This is a genomic window from Stenotrophomonas sp. LST15-1-1.1, from assembly GCF_040815575.1.
GTDB lineage: Bacteria > Pseudomonadota > Gammaproteobacteria > Xanthomonadales > Xanthomonadaceae > Stenotrophomonas > Stenotrophomonas lactitubi_B.
This window is the reverse complement of the sequence record NZ_JBFPNJ010000001.1, coordinates 990,319-1,010,333: the sequence shown is the minus strand read 5'-3', so window position 1 is coordinate 1,010,333 and position 20,015 is coordinate 990,319. Positions and strand designations below refer to the sequence as shown.

At 63.6% G+C, this 20,015-nt stretch carries 16 protein-coding genes; 12 read left to right on the top strand and 4 right to left on the bottom strand.

What is annotated here, in order from left to right; genetic code table 11:
- Nucleotides 1–232: 232 nt before the first annotated feature.
- The 12 genes from ndk (at nucleotide 233) to guaA (ending at nucleotide 15,036) form a co-directional block, all read left to right on the top strand.
- A complete protein-coding gene (ndk, locus tag MRBLST15_RS04605; protein WP_008265389.1) occupies nucleotides 233–658 on the top strand; it encodes a nucleoside-diphosphate kinase in 426 nt (141 codons plus the stop codon).
- Between the two features lie 10 nt (nucleotides 659–668).
- On the top strand, nucleotides 669–1,874 hold the full coding sequence (gene rlmN, locus MRBLST15_RS04600; protein WP_032977561.1) for a 23S rRNA (adenine(2503)-C(2))-methyltransferase RlmN: 1,206 nt from the start codon (nucleotides 669–671) through the stop codon (nucleotides 1,872–1,874).
- The gene (gene pilW / locus MRBLST15_RS04595) at nucleotides 1,861–2,649 is read left to right on the top strand and encodes a type IV pilus biogenesis/stability protein PilW (protein WP_367785363.1); all 789 of its coding nucleotides are present in this window, start codon (nucleotides 1,861–1,863) and stop codon (nucleotides 2,647–2,649) included. Before rlmN ends, pilW begins: the two co-directional genes overlap by 14 nt.
- A gap of 18 nt (nucleotides 2,650–2,667) precedes the next feature.
- Nucleotides 2,668–3,528 carry a helix-turn-helix domain-containing protein gene (locus MRBLST15_RS04590; RefSeq protein WP_265953425.1) on the top strand — a complete coding sequence of 287 codons (861 nt, stop codon included), beginning with the start codon at nucleotides 2,668–2,670 and terminating at the stop codon, nucleotides 3,526–3,528.
- A gap of 65 nt (nucleotides 3,529–3,593) precedes the next feature.
- The gene (locus MRBLST15_RS04585) at nucleotides 3,594–4,232 is read left to right on the top strand and encodes a YfgM family protein (protein WP_100552316.1); all 639 of its coding nucleotides are present in this window, start codon (nucleotides 3,594–3,596) and stop codon (nucleotides 4,230–4,232) included.
- Nucleotides 4,232–5,440: an outer membrane protein assembly factor BamB gene (bamB, locus tag MRBLST15_RS04580; RefSeq protein WP_265953424.1), complete on the top strand. Its 1,209-nt coding sequence runs from the start codon at nucleotides 4,232–4,234 to the stop codon at nucleotides 5,438–5,440. Before MRBLST15_RS04585 ends, bamB begins: the two co-directional genes overlap by 1 nt.
- Nucleotides 5,441–5,455: 15 nt before the next feature.
- Complete coding sequence (gene der / locus MRBLST15_RS04575; protein WP_025874993.1) at nucleotides 5,456–6,853, top strand: ribosome biogenesis GTPase Der; 1,398 nt, start codon at nucleotides 5,456–5,458, stop codon at nucleotides 6,851–6,853.
- A gap of 154 nt (nucleotides 6,854–7,007) precedes the next feature.
- Complete coding sequence (gene moeB / locus MRBLST15_RS04570; RefSeq protein ID WP_367785362.1) at nucleotides 7,008–8,144, top strand: molybdopterin-synthase adenylyltransferase MoeB; 1,137 nt, start codon at nucleotides 7,008–7,010, stop codon at nucleotides 8,142–8,144.
- A 321-nt stretch (nucleotides 8,145–8,465) separates the two neighbouring features.
- Nucleotides 8,466–10,301, top strand: a complete 1,836-nt coding sequence (locus MRBLST15_RS04565; protein ID WP_367785361.1) for a monovalent cation:proton antiporter-2 (CPA2) family protein — start codon at nucleotides 8,466–8,468, stop codon at nucleotides 10,299–10,301.
- A 181-nt stretch (nucleotides 10,302–10,482) separates the two neighbouring features.
- On the top strand, nucleotides 10,483–11,361 hold the full coding sequence (folD, locus tag MRBLST15_RS04560) for a bifunctional methylenetetrahydrofolate dehydrogenase/methenyltetrahydrofolate cyclohydrolase FolD (protein WP_367785360.1): 879 nt from the start codon (nucleotides 10,483–10,485) through the stop codon (nucleotides 11,359–11,361).
- Between the two features lie 543 nt (nucleotides 11,362–11,904).
- On the top strand, nucleotides 11,905–13,362 hold the full coding sequence (guaB, locus tag MRBLST15_RS04555) for an IMP dehydrogenase (protein ID WP_032976170.1): 1,458 nt from the start codon (nucleotides 11,905–11,907) through the stop codon (nucleotides 13,360–13,362).
- A 108-nt stretch (nucleotides 13,363–13,470) separates the two neighbouring features.
- Complete coding sequence (gene guaA / locus MRBLST15_RS04550) at nucleotides 13,471–15,036, top strand: glutamine-hydrolyzing GMP synthase (RefSeq protein WP_367785359.1); 1,566 nt, start codon at nucleotides 13,471–13,473, stop codon at nucleotides 15,034–15,036.
- Between the two features lie 141 nt (nucleotides 15,037–15,177).
- Here guaA and MRBLST15_RS04545 read toward each other — a convergent pair whose 3' ends face one another.
- The 4 genes from MRBLST15_RS04545 to MRBLST15_RS04530 form a co-directional block, all read right to left on the bottom strand.
- Nucleotides 15,178–15,390: a KTSC domain-containing protein gene (locus MRBLST15_RS04545; protein WP_353088847.1), complete on the bottom strand. Its 213-nt coding sequence runs from the start codon at nucleotides 15,388–15,390 to the stop codon at nucleotides 15,178–15,180.
- Complete coding sequence (locus MRBLST15_RS04540; protein WP_367785358.1) at nucleotides 15,387–17,105, bottom strand: ATP-binding protein; 1,719 nt, start codon at nucleotides 17,103–17,105, stop codon at nucleotides 15,387–15,389. The genes MRBLST15_RS04545 and MRBLST15_RS04540 overlap by 4 nt, the downstream gene beginning before the upstream one ends.
- 110 nt (nucleotides 17,106–17,215) lie before the next feature.
- Nucleotides 17,216–18,481, bottom strand: a complete 1,266-nt coding sequence (locus MRBLST15_RS04535) for an SIR2 family NAD-dependent protein deacylase (RefSeq protein WP_367785357.1) — start codon at nucleotides 18,479–18,481, stop codon at nucleotides 17,216–17,218.
- A gap of 591 nt (nucleotides 18,482–19,072) precedes the next feature.
- Nucleotides 19,073–19,984 (bottom strand): hypothetical protein, encoded by a 912-nt coding sequence (locus MRBLST15_RS04530; RefSeq protein ID WP_367785356.1) that lies wholly within the window; start codon nucleotides 19,982–19,984, stop codon nucleotides 19,073–19,075.
- Nucleotides 19,985–20,015 lie beyond the last annotated feature (31 nt).

The window sequence follows — 20,015 nt, the reverse complement described above, 5'->3', positions numbered from 1 at the left end:
GGGTGCGGTCGGATCCCCGCCCGGGGCTCCGACCCCCGGTGCTGGCCCCGGAATGGGGGTCAGAGCCCCTGCGGGGATCCGACCCCGGCCGCCACAGCGGCCGGCACTACCACGTTGGCGCGTTATCTTTTACAATCCGCGCACGTTTATCAGGCTAAGCCCGCGTTTCGACGCGGCTTTTTTTTTGTTACCCTTCGGGCCATCAGCGGCCCGATTCCATTGGAGACATCCCATGGCGCTGGAGCGCACCCTTTCGATCATCAAGCCGGACGCCGTTGCCAAGAACGTCATCGGCGAAATCTACGCCCGCTTCGAGAAGGCCGGCCTGAAGGTCGTGGCCGCCAAGTACAAGCAGCTGTCGCGCCGTGAAGCCGAAGGCTTCTACGCCGTGCACCGCGAGCGTCCGTTCTTCAACGCGCTGGTCGAGTTCATGATCTCCGGCCCGGTGATGATCCAGGCCCTGGAAGGCGAGAACGCCGTCCTGGCCCATCGCGACCTGCTGGGCGCCACCAACCCGAAGGAAGCCGCTGCGGGCACCATCCGCGCCGACTTCGCCGAATCCATCGATGCCAATGCCGCCCACGGCTCGGACTCGGTCGAGAATGCAGCGATTGAAATCGCCTACTTCTTCGCCGCCACCGAAGTCGTCTCGCGCTGAGAGTAATGCCGTGAACGAGGTCGTACAGAAAATCGCCATCCAGCCGCTGCCGAAGTCGGCACCCACGGCTGGCAAGCAGAACCTGCTCGACCTCGATCGCGCGGGCCTGGAGAAGTTTTTCGTCGAGGTTCTCGGCGAGAAGAAATTCCGCGCCCATCAGGTGATGAAGTGGATCCACCATCGCTACGTCACCGAGTTCGATGAGATGACCGACCTCGGCAAGGTCCTGCGCGCCAAGCTGCAGGAGCATGCCGAGGTCCTCGTCCCGAACATCATCTTCGACAAGCCTTCCGCCGACGGCACCCACAAGTGGCTGCTGGCGATGGGCGTTGATGGCAAGAACGCCATCGAGACCGTGTACATCCCCGACAAGACCCGCGGCACGCTGTGCGTGTCCTCGCAGGTCGGTTGCGGCCTGAACTGCACGTTCTGCTCCACCGCTACCCAGGGCTTCAACCGCAACCTGACCACCGCCGAGATCATCGGCCAGGTGTGGATTGCGGCGCGCCACCTGGGCAACGTGCCGCACCAGATGCGCCGCCTCACCAACGTGGTGATGATGGGCATGGGCGAGCCGCTGATGAATTTCGACAACGTCGTACGCGCCATGAGCGTGATGCGCGACGATCTGGGCTACGGCCTGGCCAACAAGCGCGTGACCCTGTCGACCTCCGGCCTGGTGCCGCAGATCGACCGCCTGTCCACCGAAAGCGACGTGTCGCTGGCGGTGTCGCTGCATGCGCCGAACGACGAGCTGCGCGAGACCCTCGTGCCGCTCAACAAGAAGTACCCGATCGCCGAGCTGATGGCCTCCTGCGCACGCTACCTGCGCGCCAACAAGCGCCGCGAATCGGTCACCTTCGAATACACCCTGATGAAGGGCATCAACGACCAGCCCGAGCATGCCCGCCAGCTGGCGCGGCTGATGCACCAGTTCGACAACGCGGTGCAGGCCAGGGACTCGGGCAAGGTCAACCTGATCCCGTTCAACCCGTTCCCGGGCACCCGCTACGAGCGTTCGGAAGAAGCGCATATCCGCGCCTTCCAGAAGATCCTGCTCGACAGCAACGTGCTGACGATGGTGCGCCGTACCCGTGGCGACGATATCGACGCCGCCTGCGGCCAGCTCAAGGGCCAGGTCATGGACCGCACCCGCCGCCAGGCAGAGTTCAACAAGACGTTGCAGGCAGGGAAGGGGAGCGATGCGGCGGCCTGATCGCCTGCCGGTGGCCCTGTTCGCAGGCGCGCTGGCACTGGCAGCGGGCGGTTGCACGACCACGAGTGAGATTCCGATCGGCCCGGGCGGGGTCGCGCCGATCCACAGCGTCCGCGATGCGCCGGGCGTACGCCAGAAGTTCCACTACGAGGATCTGCTGGCGCTGGCCGCCCGCGACATGCAGGTGGGCAATCTGGACGAGGCCGAGCGCAAGGTGCGCCGTGCGCTGAAGCTCCAGCCCAGCGGGGTGGATGCGGTGATGCTGCTGGCCGGAGTCGAAGACCGCAGGGGGCGCGAGCAGCAGGCGGGGGATGGTTTCCGTCGCGCTGCGGAGCTGGCGCCGCAACGCGGTGACGTGCTCAACAATTACGCGGCATGGTTGTGCCAGCACGGCCACTCGGCCGAATCGCTGGTCTGGTTCGATCGTGCTCTGGCTGCGCCAGGCTACGCCACACCCGCCGCTGCGCTGGCCAACGCCGGTGGTTGCGCGCTGGATGCTGGCCAGCAGGAACGTGCCGAACGCGACCTGCGTGCCGCCCTGGCGCAGGTGCCGGACAACCCGGTCGCCCTGGAGGCGATGGCCCAGCTGAGCTACCGACACGGCCAGTTCATGGAGGCCCGGGCCTTCGCCGAACGTAGGATTGCGGCTGCACCGGCCACGCGTTCCGTGTTACAACTTGCGTCTGAAATCGAGGCGCGACTGGGTGATCAGGCGGCATCTGATCGCTATCTTCAGCGGATTCGACAGGAATTTCCGCAGGACGCGGGCTCCTAACTCCAGGGTTGATGCATTGTGATTGATGACCAGACTGTGAGCGATCTCGAGACTGTGGCCGGCTGCGGCACCCGCCTGCGCCAGGCCCGCGAGGCCGCCGGACTGACCCTCGAAGACGTCGGCCAGCGCCTGCGCATGCCGGTTCAAGTGGTGAAGTCGCTCGAGCAGGAGCAGTGGCAGAAGCTGGGTGCGCCGGTGTTCGTCCGCGGCCAGCTGCGCAGCTATGCCCGCCTGCTCGGTGTCGATGTCAGCGAACTGCTGGAACAGGCCCAGGTCGGCCCGGTGGTTCCGCCGACCCTGGTCAGCCATACCCATACCCCGCGTGCGCGCCGGATCGCCGAGAACCTCGGCCGCCGTGCGCTGTATGTCGGTATTACCGCCGTGCTGGCGGTCCCGGTCTGGTTTGCCACTCGGGGTCACTTCGATGGCGCCACACCCTCGCCGAGCACCGCCTCGCTGGACGTGATCCCGGCCGCCGTACCTGTCACCCCGGCCGGTCCCGGGTCTGCGGCTGCGGCGCCCGCCGAAGTGGCGGCCGCGCCCGTCGCCAAGCCGACCGCCACCCCCTACGTTGCCTCGCTGGCCCCGGTGCCGCGCGCCGCGCCGGCGCCTGCCGCCAACCTGGACATGCAGTTCAGCGGCGACAGCTGGGTCGATATCGGTGGCCCCGATGGCGCCACCGTGGAGAAGGCGCTCATCAAGTCCGGTGAGAGCCGCAGCTTCACGCCGGGCCAGGTTGCCCGCGTCACCTTGGGCAATGCTTCGGCGGTCCAGGTTCAGCAGAACGGCGCTATCGTCGATCTGACCCCCTACCAGCGAGCCAACGTGGCACGCTTTCAGGTATCCTCTGAAGGCTCCGTAGTCCCGGTTTCGCACTGAGGCGCGGTTTCACCACCTTCGATTAATCCCAATGGTCCCTCCCGATGGGCGGGGCGAGAGTACGCATGGCGATCGACGACCTGCTCGACGAGCACGAACAAAGTGAACGCGTCCGCAGCTGGCTGCGGAAGAATGGCGCCAGCATCCTCGGTGGCGTAGTCATCGCCATCGGTGCCATTGCTGGCTGGCAGTGGTACCAGAAGGATCAGGGCGGCAAGCTGGCCTCGGCCAATGTCGAGTACCAGAAGGCCCTGGCGGGTCTGCAGGCAAACAAGCTCGACGACGCCGCCAAGGCGGTCAAGGCGCTCGAGGCTGGCCCGTCCAGCATCTACGGCGACCTGGCTGCGCTGCAGCTGGCCAAGGCCCAGGTCGATGCGGGCAAGAATGAAGAAGCGCTGGCTACCCTGCGCGCGGTGAAGGTCGAAGGCGACCTGCAGCGCGTGGTCGACCAGCGTGTGGCACGCCTGCTGGTGGCTACCGGCAAAGGCGATGAAGCGATCAAGCTGCTGGGCAGCGCCACCGACAGCAGCAGCCTGGAAATCCATGGCGATGCGCTGATGGCGCAGGGCAAGCGTGACGCAGCCCGCGAACAGTATGAGAAGGCGCTGAAGACGCTGGACGTGGCAGCGCCGCAGCGGCGCCTGCTGGAAACCAAGGTTATGGACGCCGGCGGCACCGTCGCCGCCCCTGCGGAGTCGGTTTGATGAGTCAGAAGGTCATGATCACGCGCGTCGCCACCGTACTCCTGCTCGGTATGGCGCTGTCCGGTTGCAGCACCGTGAAGGGCTGGTTCGCCGGCAAGGACGCGGCAGCGAAGAAGGCGCAGGAGCCGGCCGAACTGGTCAAGTTCGAGCCGACCCTGAAGGTCAACAAGGCCTGGTCGGTCAACCTCGGCAAGGGCGAGCGCCGCATCGGCGTGCGTCAGGGTCCGGCAGTGGCCAACGGTCACGTGTTCGCCGCGGCGATCACCGGTGGCGTGCACGCCATCGACCTGCAGACCGGCAAGAAGGTCTGGACCTGGGAGCCGAAGAAGGAAAAGAAGAAGGCCAAGCTGCGGCTGTCCGGTGGCCCGGGCGTCGGCGAGAACCTGGTGGTCATCGGTACCCTCGATGGCCAGGTGATCGCGCTGGACATCAACGATGGCAGCGAGAAGTGGCGCGCACGCGTGCCGAACGAAGTCATCGCCGCGCCGGCCATTGCCCAGGGCATGGTCTTCGTGCGCAGCAATGATGGCCGCGTCACCGCGTTCGATGCCGGCAACGGCACCCAGAAGTGGTTCAATCCGAGCGAGCTGCCGGCGCTGACCGTGCGCGGCAACGCGCCGGTGGTGGCTGGTCCGGGCGTGCTGTTCATCGGCAAGGACGAGGGCGGTGTCGCTGCGCTGGCCATGCAGGACGGCCGCACGCTGTGGGACCAGAACGTGGGTTCCGGCGAAGGCCGTACCGAGCTGGATCGCATGGCCGACGTCGATGGCGCCCCAGTGCTCGACGGCAATACGCTGTTCGTGAGCAGCTTCAAGAACCAGACCATGGCCATCGAAGGCCCGACCGGTCGCCCCCTCTGGGCGCGTGACCACGGCGGTGCCGGTGGTGTGGCGGTGTCTTCGGGCAATGTTTTCGTTACCGACAACAAGGGCGGCGTGTTCGGCCTGGACAAGGCCAGCGGCGCGGCGATGTGGTCGCAGACCGCACTGGCCCGGCGCTCGCTGACCGGTCCGGCGCTGCACGGCGACTACGTGGTGGTCGGTGACTACAAGGGATACCTGCATTGGCTGCAGGCCTCCGATGGCGCGATGGCGGCGCGGGCGAAAAGCGGCGGTGATGCGCTTCTGGCCCAGCCAATCGTCGTCGATGGGGTGCTGCTGGTGCAGAACGTTGATGGCAAGCTGACCGCATTCCGGTTGGCAAATTAATACGGAGTAATCGCGATGCTGCCTTTGGTCGCCCTGGTTGGACGGCCGAATGTCGGCAAGTCGACCATATTCAATGCACTGACCCGTACACGTGACGCCCTGGTCCATGACCAGCCCGGCGTCACCCGGGACCGCAACTATGGCGTCTGCCGGCTTGACGAGGACAACCATTTCCTCGTCGTCGATACCGGCGGCATCGCAGAGGAAGAAGAAGGCCTGGCTGGCGCTACCACGCGCCAGGCCCGTGCTGCCGCTGGCGAAGCTGACCTGATTCTGTTCGTCGTTGATGCCCGCGAGGGCACCTCGGCGATGGACGATGAGATCCTGGCCTGGCTGCGCAAGCTGTCGCGGCCGACGCTGCTGCTGATCAACAAGATCGACGGCACCGACGAGGACACCGTGCGTTCGGAGTTCGCCCGCTACGGCTTCAGCGAGATGCTGACCGTGTCGGCTGCCCACCGCCAAGGCCTGGACGACCTGCTGGACGAGGTCATCCAGCGCCTGCCGGAAGAGGGCAGCGGCGAAGAACTGGACAACGACCCGAACCGCGTGCGCATCGCCTTCGTCGGCCGCCCGAACGTGGGCAAGTCGACCCTGGTCAACCGCATCCTCGGCGAAGAGCGGATGATCGCCTCGGACGTGCCGGGTACCACCCGCGATTCGATCTCGGTGGACCTGGAGCGTGACGGTCGCGAGTATCGCCTGATCGACACCGCCGGCCTGCGTCGCCGTTCGCGCGTGGACGAGGTCGTCGAGAAGTTCTCGGTGGTCAAGACCATGCAGTCGATCGAGCAGTGCCAGGTGGCCGTGCTGATGCTCGACGCCACCGAAGGCGTGACCGACCAGGACGCCACCGTGCTCGGCGCCGTGCTGGATGCCGGCCGTGCGCTGGTGATCGCGATCAACAAGTGGGACGGCCTGACCGACTACCAGCGTGAGCAGGCGGAAACGATGCTGTCGCTGCGTCTGGGCTTCGTGCCGTGGGCCGAATCGGTGCGCATCTCGGCCAAGCATGGCTCGGGCCTGCGCGAGCTGTTCCGTGCGGTGCACCGTGCGCACGAATCGGCGAACAAGACCTTCACCACCAGCGAAGTGAACAAGGCGCTGGAAGTGGCCTACGAGACCAACCCGCCGCCGACCATCCGCGGCCATGTCTCCAAGCTGCGTTATGTGCACCCGGCCGGCGCCAACCCGCCGACCTTCATCGTGCACGGCACCCGCCTGAAGGAACTGCAGGAGTCGTACAAGCGCTACCTGGAGAACTTCTTCCGCAAGCGCTTCAAGCTGATCGGTACGCCGGTGCAGTTCATCTTCCGCGAGGGTGCCAACCCGTACGAAGGCAAGAAGAACGTGCTGACCGAACGGCAGGTCAAGGCCAAGCGGCGCTTGATGAAGCACGTCAAGGGCAAGTGATCCACGAGAAGGCGGCCGCAGGGCTGCCTTTTTCGTTGTGGCCCATGGGCTGGCGCTACCCCCCGTTTGCGATGGTCCTGTAGAGCCGAGCCCGTGCTCGGCTCTACAGATTCTGGTCAAGGCGGGTAGGCGTGGCCTGCGTGATAATGCGGGCATGAGCATTCCAGAGATTTCCCCCGAGCAGGCACGGGCGCGCGTGGCCCATGGCGCGGTGCTGATCGACGTGCGCGAGGCGCATGAGCGGGCCGGCGGCATGGCCGAAGGCGCGCGTGGCGTCGCCAAGGGCGAGCTGCTGGCTGACGCGGCCGCGCACCTGCCGCTGCCGGAACAGGAGATCCTGCTGATCTGCCAGAGCGGCAAGCGCTCGGCCGATACGGCGCAGGCGCTGCTGGATGCGGGCTATACGAACGTGAGCTCCGTCGCTGGCGGCACCGTCGCCTGGCGTGAGCTGTCGCTGCCGTTGGTGCAGCCGCTGACCAGCGCCGCCGACCGCGATTTCTACGACCGCTATTCGCGCCATCTGCTGCTGCCGCAGGTGGGCGAGGCCGGCCAGCGCCGCCTGCAGCAGTCGCGGGTGCTGGTGCTGGGCGCCGGTGGGCTGGGCGCACCGGCCGGCTTCTATCTGGCGGCCGCCGGGGTAGGGCATCTGCGTTTCGCCGACCACGACCGCGTGGAGCGCAGCAACCTGCATCGGCAGATCGTGCATACCGAGGCCAGCGTCGGCCAGTTGAAGGTGGATTCGGCGCGTGAGCGGCTGCTGGCATTGAACCCGTCCATCGAGGTCGAGGCCGTGCCCGAGCGGGTGACCTCGGAGAACGTGGACCGCCTGTTGCAGGATGTCGACGTGGTGCTGGACGGCTCGGACAACTTCCCGCTGCGCTACCTGCTCAACGACGCCTGCATCAAGCACGCCAAGCCCATGGTCTATGCCGCCATCGAGCGCTTCGACGGCCAGGTGAGCGTGTTCGATGCCGGTCGCCAGCGTGGCGTGGCGCCGTGCTACCGCTGCCTGTTCCCGGAACCGCCGCCGCCGGAGTTCGCGCCCAACTGCTCCGAGGCGGGTGTGCTGGGCGTGCTGCCGGGCCTGGCCGGGGTGCTGCAGGCCACCGAAGTGCTGAAGCTGCTGCTGGGCATCGGCGAGCCGCTGGTGGGGCGCCTGCTGCGCTTTGACGCGCTGGGCATGCGCTTCCGCGAGACTGGCATCGGACCGGACCCGCAGTGCCCGGTGTGCGCGCCGGGGATCCCGTTCCCCGGGTATATCGATTACGCCGCGTTCTGTCGGGGCGGGTGAACCGCCTGGGTGGGCGAACCCGGTTGGGCCTCATCCACGCATGGCGTGGATCTACTGTAGAGCCGAGCCTGCGCTCGGCTGCTCTTCGCGCTGAGGCCGGAATCAGCCGAGCGTGGGCTCGGCTCTACAGGTCATGGCTTCGGGATTGTGCCAACCAAGGTTGGCACCTACCGAAGCACATGCATGGTTTCGGGATGATGCCAGGGGCTAGTCCGGGCATCGTTCCATCTCCAAGACAATAAAACGCAACACACGTGCTATTGCCGTCATCGGTGTTGCTCTATCGTTGAGTCCGATTTCGATTTCCGGGGAACCCACCGCATGGCGGTAGAAGCAGCGACCAGCGAGCTGGTCAAGGTCGTCGCCCTGTTGGGCGCAGCGGTGGTGATGGTGCCGCTGTTCCGTCGGCTCGGCCTGGGCTCGGTGCTGGGCTACTTCGCCGCCGGCCTGGCGATCGGCCCGTTCGGACTGGGCTGGTTCTCCGACCCGCAGGCGATCCTGCATACCGCCGAACTCGGCGTGGTCATGTTCCTGTTCGTCATTGGCCTGGAGATGCGGCCGTCGCACCTGTGGAGCCTGCGCAAGGAAATCTTCGGGCTGGGTACGCTGCAGATTGTCACCTGCGCGCTGGTGCTGACCAGCATCGTCAAGCTGTTCGGGCTGCCGTGGCAGATCGCCTTCATCGGCGCCACCGGCTTCGTGCTGACCTCCACCGCCGTGGTGATGCAGCTGCTGGCCGAGCGCGGCGACATCGCGCTGCCGTCGGGGCAGAAGATCGTCTCGATCCTGTTGTTCGAAGACCTGCTGATCGTGCCGCTGCTGGCGCTTGTCGCGTGGATGGCGCCGGCCGCCGGCAGCGCCGACGGCGAGGGCTCGCGCTGGATGTCGGTGGCGATCGGCGTGGGCGCCATCGTCGGCCTGGTGTTGGTCGGTCGCTTCCTGCTCAATCCGCTGTTCCGCGTACTGGCCGAATCGAAGGCGCGCGAAGTGATGACCGCCGCCGCGCTGCTGGTGGTGCTGGGTGCGGCGCTGCTGATGCAGCTGTCCGGCCTGTCGATGGCGATGGGCGCGTTCCTGGCCGGCGTGCTGCTGAGCGAATCGACCTTCCGCCACCAGATCGAAGCGGACATCGAGCCGTTCCGCGGCATCCTGCTGGGCCTGTTCTTCCTCAGCGTGGGCATGGCGCTGGACCTGGGCGTGGTGGCCGGCAACTGGCCGATGATCCTCGGCCTGGTGGTCGCGCTGATGGCGGCCAAGGCGCTGTGCATCTACGTGGTGGCGCGCTTGATGGGCAGCGACCATGCGCAGGCGCTGGACCGCGGCGTGCTGATGGCGCAGGGCGGCGAGTTCGCCTTCGTGCTGTTCTCGGCCGCTGCGAGCGCCGGGGTGATCAGCCTGGACATCAATGCCAACTTCACCGCCGTGGTGGTGCTGTCGATGGCGCTGACGCCGCTGGTGGTGCTGGTCTACAAGCGCGTGGCGCCAAAGCCGACCGTCAGCCTGGAAGGCGTGGATACCGCCGATGGCCTGTCCGGCAGTGTGCTGCTGATCGGCTTCGGCCGCTTCGGCCAGGTGGCCAGCCAGTCGCTGCTGGCCCGCGACGTGGACGTGACCATCATCGACAACGACGTGGAGATGATCCACAACGCCGAGCGCTTCGGTTTCAAGATCTATTACGGCGACGGCACCCGCTTGGACGTGCTGCATGCGTCCGGTGCGGGCAGTGCGCGGGCGGTGGCGGTGTGCGTGAACAATGCCGACGACGCCGACCGCATCGTCGAGCTGGTGGCCCATCAGTTCCCGCAGGCCAAGCTGTTGGTGCGCTCGTTCGACCGCGAGCATTCGCTGCGGCTGATCCATGCCGGTGTGGATTTCCAGATCCGCGAAACCTTCGAGTCGGCGCTGCTGTTCGGGCAGGCCGCGCTGGTCGAACTGGGCGCGGAAGAAGACGACGCCCGCGAGATCGCCGAGCAGATCCGCGAGCGCGACGCCGAACGCTTCGAACTGGAAATGGCCGGCGGCAACCTGCGGGCCGGCGCACACATGGTGTTCGGTAGCGCGCTGCCGGGTGTGCCGACGCCGACGCCGTTTACCGCGCCCAAGCGCAAGGCACGCACGCTCAATGCGGATGAAGTGCCGGAAGAAGAAGAGGAATGACCGCCCAAGGTCGGATCCCTTTCCAACGGAAAGGGCTCTGACCCCGTGGGTCGTCGCGCGTGTGGTTCGTGGGGTCAGAGCCCTTTGCCTTTGGCAAAGGGATCCGACCCCGTCTGTGCCGGTGGGCGAGGGGGCGTGAATCGGGGACAATAGCGTCCCCGCCGCCCCACGCCCGCACCCGATGACCGACTCCGCCCCCCAGCTTCCTGCCCGCATCCTCGATGGCCGCCGTATCGCCGAGGACCTGCTCGACAGCCTGAAGGTGCGGGTCGACGCCCGTGTTGCCGCCGGTGGCAGCCGCCCCGGCCTGGCCGTGGTGCTGGTGGGTGGTGACCCGGCCTCGACCGTGTACGTGCGCAACAAGCGCCGCGCCGCCGAGAAGGTGGGCATCGAGGCCTATGACCACGATCTGCCGGCCGGTACCACCGAGGCCGAGCTGCTCGACCTGATCGACCAGCTCAACGCCGACCCGAAGATCAACGGCATCCTGATCCAGCTACCGCTGCCGGGCATTCCCGATGCGCGCCGGCTGATCCAGCGCATCGACCCGCGCAAGGACGTGGACGGCTTCCACCCGGAAAACGTCGGCCATCTGGCCCTGCGTGAGTTCGGCCTGCGCCCGTGCACCCCGCGTGGCATCACCACGCTGCTGGGCCACACCGACCAGCCTGTGCGCGGCCGCAACGCCACCATCGTCGGCGTCAGCAACCACGTCGGCCGGCCGATGGGCCTGGAGCTGCTGATTGCCGGCTGCACCGTGACCAGCTGCCACAAGTTCACCCCCAAGGACGTGCTGGAACAGGCCGTGCGCAACGCCGACATCCTGGTGGTGGCGGTGGGTCGTCCGGGCATCGTGCCGGGCGAGTGGGTGAAGCCAGGTGCGGTGGTGATCGACGTCGGCATCAACCGGTTGGACGACGGCCGGTTGGTGGGTGACGTCGGGTTCGAGGCCGCAGCGCAGCGGGCGAGCTGGATCACCCCGGTGCCGGGCGGCGTGGGCCCGATGACCGTGGCCACGCTGATGCAGAACACGTTGGAAGCGGCGGAAGCCGGGGCCTGATCGGTACTACCGGCCGCTGGCCGGCACAGTGCCAGAGGGGTGGGATTCCTGCTGGCGTACAGGTGTCTGAGGGATTGTGCGGACCAACGGTCCGCACCCACCTAAGGCGGAGGATCTGGCCGGAAGGGCTGTTGGGGGGCCTGCTGTTGGTGGGTGCCGACCGTTGGTCGGCACAGTGCCAGAGAGTGGGATTCCTGCTGGGGTATAGGTGTCTGAGGGATAGTGCGGACCAACGGTCCGCACCCACCTAAGGCGGGGGGAATCTGTCCCCAGGGGGCTGTTGGGGAGATCTGCTGTTGGTGGGTGCCGACCGTTGGTCGGCACAGTGCCAGAGAGTGGGATTCCTGCTGGGGTATAGGTGTCTGAGGGATAGTGCGGACCAACGGTCCGCACCCACCTAAGGCGGAGTGCATCCGCCAAGGGCAGTGACCCGGGTGTCCTGAATAGATCTTCGCCCGCGCGACACTGCGTCGCATCTACCCCCTGCCACAGGCCGCCAAAACAGGGTAAAATGTCGCGCTTCCCCACATCTCGGGTATGCCGATGCTGCGCATCCAGGCTGAAGCTCTCACCTACGACGACGTCTCGCTCGTCCCCGCTCATTCGACCATCCTGCCCAAGGACGTCAACCTCGAAACGCGGTTGACGCGCGACCTGAAGCTCAAGCTTCCGATCCTGTCCGCAGCCATGGACACCGTCACCGAAGCACGCCTGGCCATCGCCATGGCACAGCTGGGCGGCATGGGCATCATCCACAAGAACCTCAGCGTGGAGCAGCAGGCCGCCGAAGTGGCCAAGGTCAAGAAGTTCGAGGCCGGCGTCATCCGCGACCCGATCACCGTCGGCCCGGAAACCACCATCCGCGACGTGCTGGCCCTGACCCAGGCGCACAACATCTCCGGCGTGCCGGTGGTGGGCAGCGACGGCCTGCTGGCCGGCATCGTGACCCATCGCGACATGCGCTTCGAGACCGAGCTGGACGATCCGGTCCGCCACATCATGACCAAGAAGGATCGCCTGATCACGGTCAAGGAAGGCGCCGCGTCTGATGAAGTGCTGCAGCTGCTGCACCGCAACCGCATCGAAAAGGTGCTGGTGGTCAACGATGATTTCGCCCTGCGTGGCCTGATCACCGTCAAGGACATCCAGAAGAACACCGACTTCCCGAACGCTGCCAAGGACATCGCCACCCGCCTGCTGGTCGGCGCGGCCGTCGGCGTTGGCGGCGATACCGATCGCCGCGTGGAAGCGCTGGTCGCTGCCGGCGTGGACGTGATCGTGGTCGATACCGCGCACGGCCATTCGCAGGGCGTGCTGGACCGCGTCAGCTGGGTCAAGAAGAATTTCCCGAACGTGCAGGTCATCGGCGGCAACATCTGCACCGGTGAAGCCGCGCTGGCGCTGCTGGACAGCGGCGCGGACGCAGTGAAGGTCGGCATCGGCCCGGGCTCGATCTGCACCACCCGCGTGGTGGCGGGCGTGGGCGTGCCGCAGATCACCGCGATCGACCTGGTGGCCGAAGCGCTGCAGGACCGCATCCCGCTGATCGCCGACGGTGGCATCCGCTACTCGGGCGACATCGGCAAGGCGCTGGCCGCCGGTGCCTCGACCATCATGATTGGTGGCCTGCTGGCCGGTACCGAGGAATCGCCGGGCGAAACCGAGCTGTTCCAGGGCCGTTCGTACAAGAGCTACCGCGGCATGGGTTCGCTGGCCGCGATGGAGAAGGGGTCCAAGGACCGCTACTTCCAGGACGCCGCTACCGCCGACAAGCTGGTGCCCGAAGGCATCGAAGGCCGCGTGCCGTACCGCGGTCCGGTGGGCGGCATCATCCACCAGCTGATGGGCGGCCTGCGCGCCACCATGGGCTACGTGGGTTGCGCCACCGTCGAGGACATGCGCAGCAAGCCCAAGTTCGTGAAGATCAGCGGCGCCGGCCAGCGCGAGAGCCACGTCCACGACGTGACGATCACCAAAGAGCCGCCGAACTACCGCTCCTGATGCGGGACGAGCAAAGAGGAACGAGGAAGCTGATTCCCGTTCCTCTTTCTCCATCTGCCGCTGAAAAATTCTGACGTTTTCGTTTTCCCTACTGCATTGCCGGGCGCCATGACCAACATCCATAACGACAAGATCCTCATCCTCGATTTCGGCGCGCAGTACACGCAGCTGATTGCCCGCCGCATCCGCGAGCTGGGCGTCTACTGCGAAATCTGGGCGTGGGACCACAACCCGGCCGAGATCGCCGGCTTCGGCGCCAAGGGCATCATCCTGTCCGGTGGCCCGGAATCGACCACTCTGCCGGACGCGCCCGCCGCGCCGCAGGAAGTGTTCGACAGCGGCCTGCCGATCTTCGGCATCTGCTACGGCATGCAGACCCTGGCTGCGCAGCTGGGCGGTGCCACCGAAGCGGCTGATCAGCGCGAATTCGGCCACGCCGAAGTGAACGTGATCAACCCCGATGCACTGTTCAAGGGCCTGAGCGACCACGGCGGCGAGCCGAAGTTGAATGTCTGGATGAGCCACGGCGACCACGTCTCCGTTGCACCGCCGGGCTTCACCATCACCGCCACCACCGACCGCATTCCGGTGGCCGCCATGGCCAACGAAGAAAAGCGCTGGTACGGCGTGCAGTTCCACCCGGAAGTGACCCACACCCTGCAGGGCCAGGCGCTGCTGCGCCGCTTCGTGGTGGACGTGTGCGGCTGCCAGACCCTGTGGACCGCCGCCAACATCATCGACGACCAGATCGCCCGCGTGCGCGAGCAGGTGGGCGATGACGAAGTGATCCTGGGCCTTTCCGGCGGCGTCGATTCGTCCGTCGTGGCCGCGCTGCTGCACAAGGCCATCGGCGAGAAGCTGACCTGCGTGTTCGTGGATACCGGCCTGCTGCGTTGGCAGGAAGGCGACCAGGTGATGGCGATGTTCGCCGAGCACATGGGCGTGAAGGTGGTGCGCGTGAATGCCGCCGACCGCTACTTCAACGCGCTGGAAGGCGTGAGCGACCCGGAAGCCAAGCGCAAGATCATCGGCAACCTGTTCGTTGAGATCTTCGACGAAGAGTCGAACAAGCTGAAGAACGCCAAGTGGCTGGCGCAGGGCACCATTTACCCGGACGTGATCGAGTCGGCCGGCAGCAAGACCGGCAAAGCGCATGTGATCAAGAGCCACCACAACGTGGGCGGCCTGCCGGAGCACATGAAGCTGGGCCTGGTGGAGCCGCTGCGCGAGCTGTTCAAGGACGAAGTGCGCCGCTTGGGCGTCGAGCTCGGCCTGCCGCGCACCATGGTCTACCGCCATCCGTTCCCGGGCCCGGGCCTGGGCGTGCGCATTCTGGGCGAAGTGAAGCGCGAGTACGCCGAACTGCTGGCCAAGGCCGATGCCATCTTCATTGATGAGCTGCGCAAGGCGGATCTGTACGACAAGACCAGCCAGGCGTTTGCCGTGTTCCTGCCGGTGAAGTCGGTGGGCGTGGTGGGCGACGCGCGCGCTTATGAGTGGGTGATTGCGCTGCGGGCCGTGGAGACGATTGATTTCATGACCGCGCACTGGGCGCATCTGCCGTATGAGTTCCTGGGGACGGTGAGCAACCGGATCATCAATGAGTTGCGGGGGGTGTCGCGGGTTGTCTATGACATCTCGGGGAAGCCGCCGGCGACTATTGAGTGGGAATGAGTTGAAAGAACGAGGGCGCCGAGAGGCGCCCTTGTTGTTTGGCGATGACCTCAACTTCTCGGATGCTTCGGTAGATCAGCGAACATTCGGTCATGCCCCAACTTGAGAATTCCATACGATCCTTGCTCTGGTACGACCTTCTCATCCAACGCGTGAATACGGATGAGAATTCTTGATCTGATAGGCTAGAAACTGCCCTTTAGAGCTCGCCTGCATCAACTGATCAAAGATCATCTGCGTCACGTTGTAATATTGGTAGATGGCGCCGCCAGTGAACTCTACTTCTAAAGTCTGAGATGGCTCGTCATACCCGATGGCGGCGATATTGGAAGAGGCTACTGGTTCTCGATTCAATCTCTATCCCCCTGCGATTCTGTTGTGTCTTCGACCGGGGCGCGCACAATGCCACGGTCCTGCGCAACTGCAAAAGTCCTTTGTGCTCGCCAGGATGCCAGGACTCGGTCATACCCTTCTGCGATTCGCTTGGTGGCCCAAGCTTCGGAGACCTGTGGGTCAGAGCTCTTTGGCCGGTGCTCAGGCGCGGGCAACGTAACGCGGCATCGTACCGGAAGTCTGGCGGCTTCTCCGGCGACAATCGCCTCTCCTGTTCTCAGCACCGGCAGTAGGTCTACTAGACCACCAAGGTTGTCAGGTAGTGCTCCCTTCACGCGAGTGCGGTCTTCTGGGTTCGATAAGCGTAGGGCCATGATGGTACCGCACTGCGACAGTATGGTCTCGTCGACCTCGGCAGGTCGTTGTGAAACAACCATCGCACCAATTCCGTATTTCCGTCCCTCCTTTGCAATGCGCTTAACTATCTCAGAAGCCGAGGCGTCTTCCTTGGCGCCTGACAAATAGCGATGCGCTTCTTCCATCACAACCAGCAGTGGGCGATGTACTCCGCCTTCGGATTTCTCTCGGCTCCAGTAAAGCGCCTCATAGACGATCCGCAAAATTGAGCCCACGAGAGTTGTCAGAACGGAACTCGGTACGCCAGAAAGGTCCAGGATGGTTACCGGCTTCTCATGTCCCACCCAGTCATCAAGAAGCTTATCTAGATCGAGTTGAACAGTCCCGTCCAGAGCGGGCTCCCAAGGGCCCGGATGAAGGATGAAGTCGAATCTGTGGTCGAGCAGGCGAGATCGCATCAGATTAAGCTGTCGGCGAATGCCCTTTGCTTGTCCATTTAAAAATGGGCCAGCAGACCCCAGTGCCGCAGGAGTGTACCTAGGCGGCGTCAGCGACATGGCGTCACCTGCTTGTTCTAATGCTGGTATGTCTCGCTGTGCTCCATTCAAGGTTCGAATTTCGAAATCAATGAGGTCGTACCAGCACTGCTTGAGGCTGAACGGTACTGGGCTATCCACAGTAAGTGACTGTGGATCCAGGCCGGGGAAGTTGGCCGAAGCCAAGACTGACGCCTTCATTTCCTGGATCTTGTCGGAAAACGCGATCTCCTGATTCTCATTCAGGCCTCCAGCCACGAAGTTGAGGAGGTCCTTCGCTTGGAGCGCCCAATAGGGTACGAATAGCGGGAGCTCTCCTGGCTGCGGTGTGGCACTGTAGACTCGGGAAAAATCTGCCAAGGCATGGGTGTATTCGCCATGCAAATCGAGAAGGAGGATTCGAGACGCTGGAGCTCCACCCTTTTGATCTGGTCGAACGATTGAGCGCAATAGACTGGCGACGGTTGTCGATTTGCCAGAGCCCGTTGATCCCAAAATTGCGGAGTGCCGGGTGACCAATGCGTCGAGTGAGAGCTTAACGGTGATGCTCTCTGAACTAGATAGAGTGCCTATTGCGATTTGGTCCAGTCCTTCGCTGCCGTAAATGCGCTTCAGGTCTGCCTCGCTAACGATGTGCACCGAGTCATTGATGGAGGGTAATTGACTGAGGCCCCGCTCAAAACTTTGGCCTAAGGCTTCCCCAGCGAGTTCTACGGTCATCCAGCGCCCGCCGTTTCCAGCTTTGGGCTCTCCTGATGCGCCGACCTCGCTCACGATGCCGAACAGATCTTGGTATCCCTGCGGTATCCGCACGAAGCCTCCAACCTGTGCAACGCGGTACATGTGTCCCTCAATTAGGGCGATGCCTGAAGCCAAGGACTCTGCAAGTGACACCTTAACTGTTGGGCCTGAAACCGAAGTTACCAAGCCTAAGAAGGTTGGATCCTTGGCACTCATGGTTTAGCCTCACCGGTCACCGCGACGGCAACCGCGATGGCGGCAGGAGCATCTCCATCCAGTACTGTGGCCGGGAGATCGGGTGCTGCTGTCTGTGAACTCATGTCGGTTGCTTGGGCGAGAGCGCAGAAGCGCGCTAGCAACGCAAAGTCGCCGAGCAGGAACTGGCTCTGCTCACCTCGCTTCCGACGTCCCCAGAACGTCGCACGGATATCTTCCCAGTTTTTAGGAGGGTCTCCAGGTCGCCACGTTCCCTTGATGCCTCCAATTACAGCGCCGTCGGACGCATACACTGAGAGGTTGGGACGTTCATACGCCAGTTTGCAGGCTGGCTCTTCGGATGCCAGTGGCATGTATTGAAAGGCCATCACCGAGGCGTTTGCATTCATAGCAAGCGCTTCGTCTAGCACAGCGCAGATGTGTGCGTCGCGGAACGAGAAGCCGGATACCAGTAAGATGCTGTCGGGGCTCAAGAGGAACTGGCGGAGTCGCTCGAACAATGCCGAATAAGGCTGTTTCTGGGTCAATTCATATTTCAGATGGTCGGGATAGACGAGTTGTGATGCAGCCCGCCCGCGTCCACGAACCACGGAGTCCCCCTCTAAAGCCCAGCCCAGTGATCCGTGCAGTTTCCACAGGCGAGACCATCTTGGTGGCAGATCGTCGCTTGCGACACTGACGGGATCAAAGAAAGGCAAATTTCCCCCGGTGAAGCCATCAAAGTATGAGGCCCGGGAGCGTTCGAAAGCCTCTTCGAACAGCAAGTCATAGTTTGTTGTGAAGATCTCGACGGCATGGGCTCGGAGCGTTCCGCTGACCCAGGACACCAGTTCTGTGTAGGCGTTTCGCTCCTTCGGAAGGGACGCACCCACTACTTCGCCGATCTTCTTGCACATCTCTGTACCGAGGGCCTTGTATCCCTCGCAATCCAGTCCATGAACTTGCGCGGGCCCCAGTGCCTGTTGCAACAGACGGACTCGGGTAAGTATTGATTCGATGTTTGCAGCTAACCCAAGTTCCTTCTGGATCGCTTCGGCAGCGATCTTCTGTTGTCCGGCTAACGCCTCGATCGACTGGGCGGTAAGTGCCTCAACCCCAGGCATCAATGGAGACCCGCCCTCTGCAACCAGCTCCCCCGCCTGGTTCACTCGAAGCGACATCGGCGCCCCGGCTCCCACGAGCAGGCCAAAGCGCTTTCGCCCCTGAGATAGGATCTGCCGAAGATCCGACATGAAGCGGTCGGGGTTATGGAAGGTATTCAAGCGAGGTCCCTCTCCAACTTGTCTGGCAGACCCATTCTGCACCTGAAGTGTCGGAGTTAACAATCCCCGAAGCATGCTTGTGCTGCAGACTCAGGAAGTCTGTGCCCCGTCCGAATTTTTGCGTGGCGCTTAGGGCCTGAAGGTCATCGAGCGGCACCCTTCTGGCCCCCTCTATTTCAGAGCGAACAGAGCCGCGCTAATTCGGCAAGTATTGGACTGCTCGCAGTCTGGGCAGCGTCGCCAGTTCTCCGGTGCTCGAAAGATGCCCGGCTCGTCGGCGCAAATTCCGCTCATGGTCGCGGCTGCGACGACGACAAAGCGTCGTGCTAAGCAGGCGGTATGGTTGCGCTGCTCAAACGGTTCTTTACATGGAAACGTCCTGAAAAGTTACTGCGCTCCTTGGCGGTCGCCGTTGCGTGACCAATGTTTGAAAGTGGATTGTGGCAATCAAAAGTGTGGCGGTGAATAAATGCCATCTCGGCCTCTTGGTTTGCCGGCTCGTAGTATCGGCATTGTGCTTGGCATTATTGAGCGGAAAGAAAGGTGCGCCAGCCTGCGCCTGCGCGGATCAATTCGATCTTCGCTGGATTGCTATGTGCGGATAATTATAAATCTATGGATAGCCCCGGTAATTTCGTGTCGAACAGATTTAACTCCATGTTGTTGGAGTGCGAGGATGAAGGGCAGCAGGTCGAGGTTCTGGGTGTCCACAAACTGGCGCAGTTGTTCAATGCTCCTGCCTATCCTGCCCTCAATATTCGACAGCTCCTTGCTCATTTCCCCGAGCTCGTCTGGCGTTGAGGAATCGTTGCCAACCAGTGCTTTAGCTCTTTGGAGGAGGGCTGGGGTTTCCACTTCAACAATATTATCAAGTCTTGCACTTGGCCGAAGGGCGGCAAGCCCACGCAGTCGTCCGCGCGAAACAGTTATTGTCTTAGGTCGCGGCAGTCTATTGTGGGCATGGTTTTCCCGAAAGGCTCGAAGTCTGACCTCTTCGGGAGTTTCTTGGCGAAGTTCGAAAATGGACGGGTCCGCCGAATTTGCGCGAATCTCAATTGCCTTGCGGAGAGTGTCTGGGATTTCATCGAAGGCTTTAAGAAGCGCGCGTGCCCACGCCGTTTCTTTGTTATCTAAGCTGCGCCAGTTGTCGATCTGGTCCCGAAGGCCGGAGCGTAGTGTGCGAATCGCTCGATCTTTGGATAGCTTATGCTTCTCCATTGAAAATGTCTTGCGCATCTTCTGCCAATCCGCGCCAAACTGGGATTTTCCGCAATCCTTCCCCACGTAGCTCCGCACTCCATTGTCCAGCTCCACAATGTAGCCACGCCTATGATCTTTATGGCATTGGGCGATGCCACAGGGTCTGAGTCCTGATCTCGGATCCATTTCGTAGTCGCCAACTATTCTGCCGTTGATCATTTGATCGCGCGGAATGTAGGAATCGCTAAGATTAGATATGCTGAATAGCTCTTCCCAGGTTCTTGGTGCAAATAATGTGCTCACGGAGCCTCTGCTGTTCGTGGAGTTGCAGCAT

What these genes read in the sequence shown, in the direction of transcription:
- ndk (WP_008265389.1), top strand. Translation starts at nt 233, where the DNA reads ATGGCGCTGGAGCGCACCCTTTCGATCATCAAGCCGGACGCCGTTGCC.
- pilW (WP_367785363.1), top strand. Translation starts at nt 1,861, where the DNA reads ATGCGGCGGCCTGATCGCCTGCCGGTGGCCCTGTTCGCAGGCGCGCTG.
- MRBLST15_RS04585 (WP_100552316.1), top strand. Translation starts at nt 3,594, where the DNA reads ATGGCGATCGACGACCTGCTCGACGAGCACGAACAAAGTGAACGCGTC.
- bamB (WP_265953424.1), top strand. Translation starts at nt 4,232, where the DNA reads ATGAGTCAGAAGGTCATGATCACGCGCGTCGCCACCGTACTCCTGCTC.
- der (WP_025874993.1), top strand. Translation starts at nt 5,456, where the DNA reads ATGCTGCCTTTGGTCGCCCTGGTTGGACGGCCGAATGTCGGCAAGTCG.
- moeB (WP_367785362.1), top strand. Translation starts at nt 7,008, where the DNA reads ATGAGCATTCCAGAGATTTCCCCCGAGCAGGCACGGGCGCGCGTGGCC.
- MRBLST15_RS04565 (WP_367785361.1), top strand. Translation starts at nt 8,466, where the DNA reads ATGGCGGTAGAAGCAGCGACCAGCGAGCTGGTCAAGGTCGTCGCCCTG.
- folD (WP_367785360.1), top strand. Translation starts at nt 10,483, where the DNA reads ATGACCGACTCCGCCCCCCAGCTTCCTGCCCGCATCCTCGATGGCCGC.
- guaB (WP_032976170.1), top strand. Translation starts at nt 11,905, where the DNA reads ATGCTGCGCATCCAGGCTGAAGCTCTCACCTACGACGACGTCTCGCTC.
- guaA (WP_367785359.1), top strand. Translation starts at nt 13,471, where the DNA reads ATGACCAACATCCATAACGACAAGATCCTCATCCTCGATTTCGGCGCG.
- MRBLST15_RS04540 (WP_367785358.1), bottom strand. Translation starts at nt 17,105, where the DNA reads ATGTACCGCGTTGCACAGGTTGGAGGCTTCGTGCGGATACCGCAGGGA.